This window comes from Corynebacterium sp. (assembly GCF_030535495.1).
GTDB lineage: Bacteria > Actinomycetota > Actinomycetes > Mycobacteriales > Mycobacteriaceae > Corynebacterium.
In genome coordinates, this window is sequence record NZ_JAUNRW010000116.1 from 1 (window position 1) to 6,024 (window position 6,024).

Annotated in this window: 4 protein-coding genes and 1 pseudogene; all 5 read left to right on the forward strand. The window is 68.9% G+C overall.

Annotated features, from left to right (window positions below):
- Nucleotides 1–432, forward strand: a pseudogene (locus Q4F73_RS10890) (benzoate 1,2-dioxygenase large subunit); the annotation flags it as partial.
- A gap of 35 nt (nt 433–467) precedes the next feature.
- Nucleotides 468–974: a benzoate 1,2-dioxygenase small subunit gene (gene benB, locus Q4F73_RS10895; RefSeq protein WP_303359370.1), complete on the forward strand. Its 507-nt coding sequence runs from the start codon at nt 468–470 to the stop codon at nt 972–974.
- A gap of 11 nt (nt 975–985) precedes the next feature.
- The gene (gene benC, locus Q4F73_RS10900; RefSeq protein WP_303359371.1) at nt 986–2,545 is read left to right on the forward strand and encodes a benzoate 1,2-dioxygenase electron transfer component BenC; all 1,560 of its coding nucleotides are present in this window, start codon (nt 986–988) and stop codon (nt 2,543–2,545) included.
- Between the two features lie 14 nt (nt 2,546–2,559).
- Nucleotides 2,560–3,387 carry a 1,6-dihydroxycyclohexa-2,4-diene-1-carboxylate dehydrogenase gene (locus Q4F73_RS10905; protein WP_303359373.1) on the forward strand — a complete coding sequence of 276 codons (828 nt, stop codon included), beginning with the start codon at nt 2,560–2,562 and terminating at the stop codon, nt 3,385–3,387.
- A gap of 46 nt (nt 3,388–3,433) precedes the next feature.
- A partial coding sequence (locus Q4F73_RS10910) for an ATP-binding protein (protein WP_303359372.1) occupies nt 3,434–6,024 on the forward strand: 2,591 nt, incomplete at its 3' end.

The following is a 6,024-nucleotide window of genomic DNA, read 5'->3' on the forward strand; positions in this document are numbered from 1 at the left end:
ATCCGCCAGTACGAGGACTTCTTCAACGCCACCGGCATGGCCACCCCGGATGACCTGGAGGAGTTCCGCTCCTGCCAGAAGACCTACCAGGCCTCCTCCTTCCCGTGGAACGACATGACCCGCGGCCTGCACCAGCAGGTCGAGGGGCTCAACGACAAGGCCCGCGAGCTGGGTCTGACCTCCGTGCTCTCCTCCGGCGCCAAGACCGAGGACGAGGGCCTCTACCCCATCCAGCACTCCTACTGGGAGAACGTCATGGAGGCCGCCGTCGAGTCCGAGGATGCCGCCGCCAACGGCGACACCAAGCACGTCATCGATGACCGCGCCTCCGCGCAGGCCACCGCCGAGTTCGCCAAGGCCCGCGCCGCCGCCCGCCTGGCCGCCAAGGGCGACGCCCCCGCCGCCCGCCGTCGTCGCCGCACCCGCGGTTAATCCCCCACCCCACCACTTCCCCCAAGGAGCACATCATGACCACCGCCATCGCTGAGATCACCCGCACCGAGGTCGAGGACTTCATCTTCTTCGAGAACCGCCTGCTCGACGACCGCAAGTTCGAGGAGTGGCTCGAGCTCTACCGCGAGGACGCCGAATACTGGATGCCGGCGTGGGACGTCGACGACACCCTCACCACCGACCCGCAGCGCGAGATCTCCCTCATCTACTACCCCAACCGCGGCGGCCTCGAGGACCGTGTCTTCCGCATCCGCACCGAGCGTTCCTCCGCCACCTCCATCCCGGAGCCGCGCACCGGCCACTACTCCACCAACGTGGAGATCCTCGAGCGTCGCGAAGGCGAAGTTGACGTCCGCTACAACTGGATCTCCTACTACTTCCGCTACAACACCACCGACCACTACTTCGGCACCACCTGGCTGACCCTCGATGTCACCGGTGAGACCCCGAAGATCGCCAAGAAGAAGATCGTCCTCAAGAACGACTTCATCCACCACGTCGTCGACATCTACCAGGTCTAAGGAGGCCCGACATGACGCACCAGATTGCTCTCGCCTTCGAGGACGGCATCACCCGTTTCATCGAGTGTGAGGAAGACCAGACCGTTGCGGACGCCGCCTACCAGGCCCGCATCAACATCCCCTTCGACTGCCGCGACGGCGCCTGCGGAACGTGCAAGTCCTTCTGCGAGTCCGGCGACTACGACGAGGGCGAGTACATCGAGGACGCCCTGTCCGACGATGAGGCCGCCGAGGGCTACATCCTCACCTGCCAGACCAAGCCGTACTCCGACATGGTCGTGCAGATCGCCACCACCTCCGTGCTGGCCAAGACCGGCGCCTCCACCCTCCTGGGTACCATCACCGAGCTCGAGCGCCTGTCCGAGTCCACCGTGAAGTTCGCCGTGCAGATCGAGGACCGCAAGTCCCTCAACTACCTGCCCGGCCAGTACATGAACATCTCGCCGCCGAACTCGGACTTCCACCGCTCCTACTCGTTTTCCTCCGGCCCGTCCGAGGACATCGTCACCTTCCTGGTGAAGCTCACCCGCGGCGGACTCATGTCGGAGTACCTCACCGACTCGGCCAAGGTCGGCGACCGCCTCAACCTCACCGGCCCCATGGGTTCCTTCTTCCTCCGCGAGCCGGTCAACCCGATCCTGCTGCTGGCCGGAGGCACCGGCCTGGCGCCGATCATGTCGATCCTGGAGAAGCTCAGCGAGGACGAGCTTCTCGACGTCCCCGTCCGCCTCATCTACGGCGCCACCTTCGACCACGACATCGTGGAGCTGGAGAAGCTCGAGGCCTTCCGCGACCGCCTGCCGGACTTCGACTACTTCACCGTGGTCTCCGATCCGGAGTCGGACAACGAGCGCAAGGGTTATGTCACCCAGCACATGACCGACGAGCACCTGCACGACGGCGAGGCCGACGTCTACCTCTGCGGCCCGCCGCCGATGGTCGAGGCCGTGCGCACCTTCCTCAACGACCAGCCCAACCCGCCGCAGAACTTCTACTACGAGAAGTTCTCCTCTGCGGCCGGCACCGCCGGTGACTCCACCGTCACCGCCGACGTGGCCACCTCCGACTCCTCCGCTGCGGTCACCATCTCCGCACCGGGCGTGGAGACCGGCCAGGTCCACCGTCTCGACGACGACTCCCGCGCCATCTTCGACGCCCGCATGGCGCTCGAGCTCGGCGTGGTCACCCTGGTCGCCGACATTCTCGACGCCGAGGACTTCACCGCCTTCCGCGAGCTGGCCGAGAAGGCCAACTCCTTCATCGACGGCGAGAAGCTCACCGATGTCGACGGCTACGTCGAGGCGAACAACGCCTACCACGAGTTCCTCTTCCGCCGCTCCGGCAACGACGCCATGCTGCAGGCCTATCGCACCCTCGAGGTGGCCAAGGTCATGGGTCGCGAGCTGGAGGACTCCGGCTTCATGCACGCCGACATCGCCGACGAGCACCTCGCGATCGTCGACGCCCTGGAGGCGAAGGACCTCGGCCGCGTCCGCGAGCTGCTGCGCGCCCACAACGATCACGCCGTCCACACCATGGACCAGGCCGTGGCCGCGAAGGCGCCGGCATGACGCAGAAGAAAGGCATGATGCCGGAGGGTGAGGGCATCTCGGGCCCGCCGGCACTGATCACCGCCGACCGCTTCGCCGGGCAGAATGTGCTGGTCACGGGCGCTGCGCAGGGTATCGGCCAGGCCGTGGCCCACCGCATCGCCTACGAGGGTGGCTCGCTCTTCCTCGTCGACCGCTCCGAGCTCGTCCACGAGGTCGCCGCCGACCTGGCGAAGGAGACCGGTGCCACCGTCGGGTCCGCGACAGCGGACCTGGAAACCTGGCAGGGCGCGGCGGCGATGGTGGAGGCGGGCGTCGATAAGCTCGGTTCCCTCGACGTGGTCATCAACAACGTCGGCGGCACCATCTGGGCCAAGCCCTTCGAGCACTACGCGCCGGAGGAGATCGAGGCGGAGATCCGCCGCTCGCTGTTCACCACCCTGTGGTCGGTGCGCGCGGAACTGCCCGCGCTTATCGACGCCGGCGGCGGCACCATCGTCAACGTCTCCTCCGTGGCCACCCGCGGCGTCAACCGCGTGCCCTACGCGGCGGCGAAGGGCGGGGTCAACGCCCTGGTCTCCGCGCTGGCGCTGGAGGCGGCGGAGAAGAACGTCCGCGTCGTGGCCACCGCCCCCGGCGGCACCCTCGCACCGGCCCGCAAGGTCGCGCGCGGGCCCGGCCCCGAGGGTGAGCAGGCGAAGGAGTGGTACCAGCAGATCGTCGACCAGACGATCGAGTCCTCCCTGTTCAAGCGCTACGGCACCCTCGCCGAGCAGGCCGCCCCGATCGTGTTCCTGGCCTCGCGTGAGGCCAGCTACATCACCGGTACCGTCCTGCCGGTGGCCGGCGGCGACCAGGGCTAGGTAAATGAAGGACTGATGAAGGAAGGCAGGTTGTACCGTGGGCATCATGTACTCGTCGCATAACCTCGGTTCGCAGCAGACGTCGGGCAAGATTCTCCGCACCGTCGTCGACGAGGCCACCGATCTGGAACCGGGTGGCGGCCTGCTCTTCCTCATCACCGGGCCCGTCGGTTCCGGCAAGTCCTCCCTCGTCCGCGAGATCGCCCGCTCCCTGCCGGGCTGGTCCGGCATCCGCGTATCCGCGCTGTCCTGGCACGCGGAGACCGAGGGCGGCCTCGTCGGCCACATCCTCAACCGCGCCGACACCGCCTCCTCCCTGGCGGAACTCGTCGACCGCGAGGGCGCACGCACCGCCATCATCATCGACGACGCCCACTGGGCCGACGTCACCTCCCTGCGTGCCCTCGTCGAGGCCACCCGCCGCCTGAACGAGGGGCGCGTGGTGGTCATCATGACGGCCTCCGACACCGAGGACGCCGGCGATGACCTGTCCATGTCGCGCCTGCGGGAGATGGCCGACCACTCCGTCACCCTCGCCCCCCTCGACGTGGAGGATGTCGCCGCCCTCGCCCTGTCGAGCATCGGCGCCCACCTGTCACCGCTGGCGGCCGCGGAACTACGCGACCTCACCGGCGGGCGCCCCGGCCGGATCCAGGAGGTCCTCCAGGCCGCACCCGCCGACCACTGGCGCCTGTCCAACCCGCAGATCCCCATCCCCAAGCCCTGGCGCGCGGCCCTCACGCGCCGCACCCGCGGCCTGGAGGTGGATGCGGTGCTGGCCGCCGTGGCGATCCTGCCCGGCACCGGTACCGGCACCCCGGACCTCATCCGTTTCCTCGCCGATGACCTCGACGGTTCGCTTCTCGACGCCGCCGTCACCGCCGACCTCCTCGAACTGCTGCCCGGTGCGGGCGACCCGGTGTTGCGTTTCACCTACCCCACCGACCGGGCCGTCATCCGCGCCACCACCGGCCCCGCACAGGTCACCCGCCTCCACCGGCGTGCCGCCCAGTACCACCGGGCGCAGGGCAACATCGACGCCGCGCTCATCCACGAGGCTCTCGGCGCGGAGGGCGCCGACGACGCCACCGCGCACCAGCTCGCCGACCGCGGGGAACAGCTCGGCGCCGCCGGCCAGTGGCTCGACGCCGCCGACGCCTTCGCCCTGGCCTCCAAGGTGGCCTCCCACCCGGATGTCGCCCATGACCAGCACCTCAACTCCATCGAGGCGCTCATCGCCGCAGCCGACATCCCCCGCGCCCGCCTGCACGCCGGGACCCTGTCGCGGGTGGTCCGCGACGTCAAGGTCGACTCCATGCGCAGCTACCTGGCGCTGCACGAGGGCCGCCGCAACGAAGCCGTCTCCCTCATCGACCGCGCCTGGGACACCCTGGAGGAGACCCGCTCCACCGACGCCGCCATGCGCACCCGCGTCGCCTCCCGCAAGGTGCTCATCCACCTGGCGAACTGGGAACCGGAGCAGGTCGTCCACTGGGCCGGCGTCACCGACGACTGGGCCCCGGAAACCTCCCCCACGCGCATCGAGGCCCAGTACGTCTCCATGATCGGCCGCTCCGCGGTCACCCGCTCCATCCCGCCGGATGTCCCCCTCCCCGGCGAGACACCCACCCTGGCGCAGCGCCGCAACATGGCCGCCGGGTGGATCCACCTCGTGCACGACGACCCCGTCGCCGCCCGCCGCTACCTGCAGTTCAACCCCGGCAACGAGGGTTCCGAGCGCATCTCCCTGTGGATGGACGGCTGGCTGGCGCGTACCTTGTTCCTCCTGGGTGAATACCGCGAGGCGGAGCGCACCGTCGAGCGCGGCCTGGCCCGCGCCGAACGCTTCGGCATCCGCTTCCTGGAACCCATCCTGCTGTGGACCGGCGCACAGATCGCCGCCTACCGCGGCGACCGCGAACTGACCCGTTCCTACGTCAACCGGTTGACCTTCAGCCACGACGCCTTCGTCATCCAGCGCGTGCCCTCCGCCATGTGCCGCCTGCTCATCGGGGGCGTCGAGGGAGATGTCTCCGGCATGAACCGCGCCGGCGAAACCCTGGTCAACATCTCCCAGGAAACCGACATCTCCCAGCCCGGTTTCTGGCCCTGGGAGGACGTCTACGGCCAGCACCTCGTGCTGTCCGGGCGTATCGACGAAGCCGACCACATCACCTCCGTCGCCGAGGAACGCGCCGCCGAATCCGGGATCGCCTCCCTGCACGCCAAGCTGGCTGTGCCGCGTGCCGGCATCCTCATGCAGCGCGGCGACATCGAGGGCGGCATCCGCCGATTCGAGGAGGCCATCGAGCAGATCGAAACCCTCACGATGCCCACCTACCAGGCCCGCATCCTCTACGAGTACGGGCGGGTGCTGCGACGACTGGGACGGCGTCGGCAAGCGGATGAGGCCTTCGCCCGCGCCGGCGACGTTTTCGCCGCGATGGGCGCAACCGAGTTCGTCAACCGCTGCAACCGCGAGCGTCGCGCCGGCGGCCTGGGCACCCGCACCACCGGAGCCGGTGGCCTGACGCCGCAGGAGGAGGAGATCGCCAAGCTCGTCGCCGAGGGTGCGACCAACCGCGAGGTCGCCCGCGAGCTGTTCCTGTCCTCCAAGACCGTCGAGTACCACCTCAC

Bases quoted from the DNA above. Each gene is read 5' to 3' on its own strand.
- benB (WP_303359370.1), top strand. From the start codon at position 468: ATGACCACCGCCATCGCTGAGATCACCCGCACCGAGGTCGAGGACTTC.
- benC (WP_303359371.1), top strand. From the start codon at position 986: ATGACGCACCAGATTGCTCTCGCCTTCGAGGACGGCATCACCCGTTTC.
- Q4F73_RS10905 (WP_303359373.1), top strand. From the start codon at position 2,560: ATGATGCCGGAGGGTGAGGGCATCTCGGGCCCGCCGGCACTGATCACC.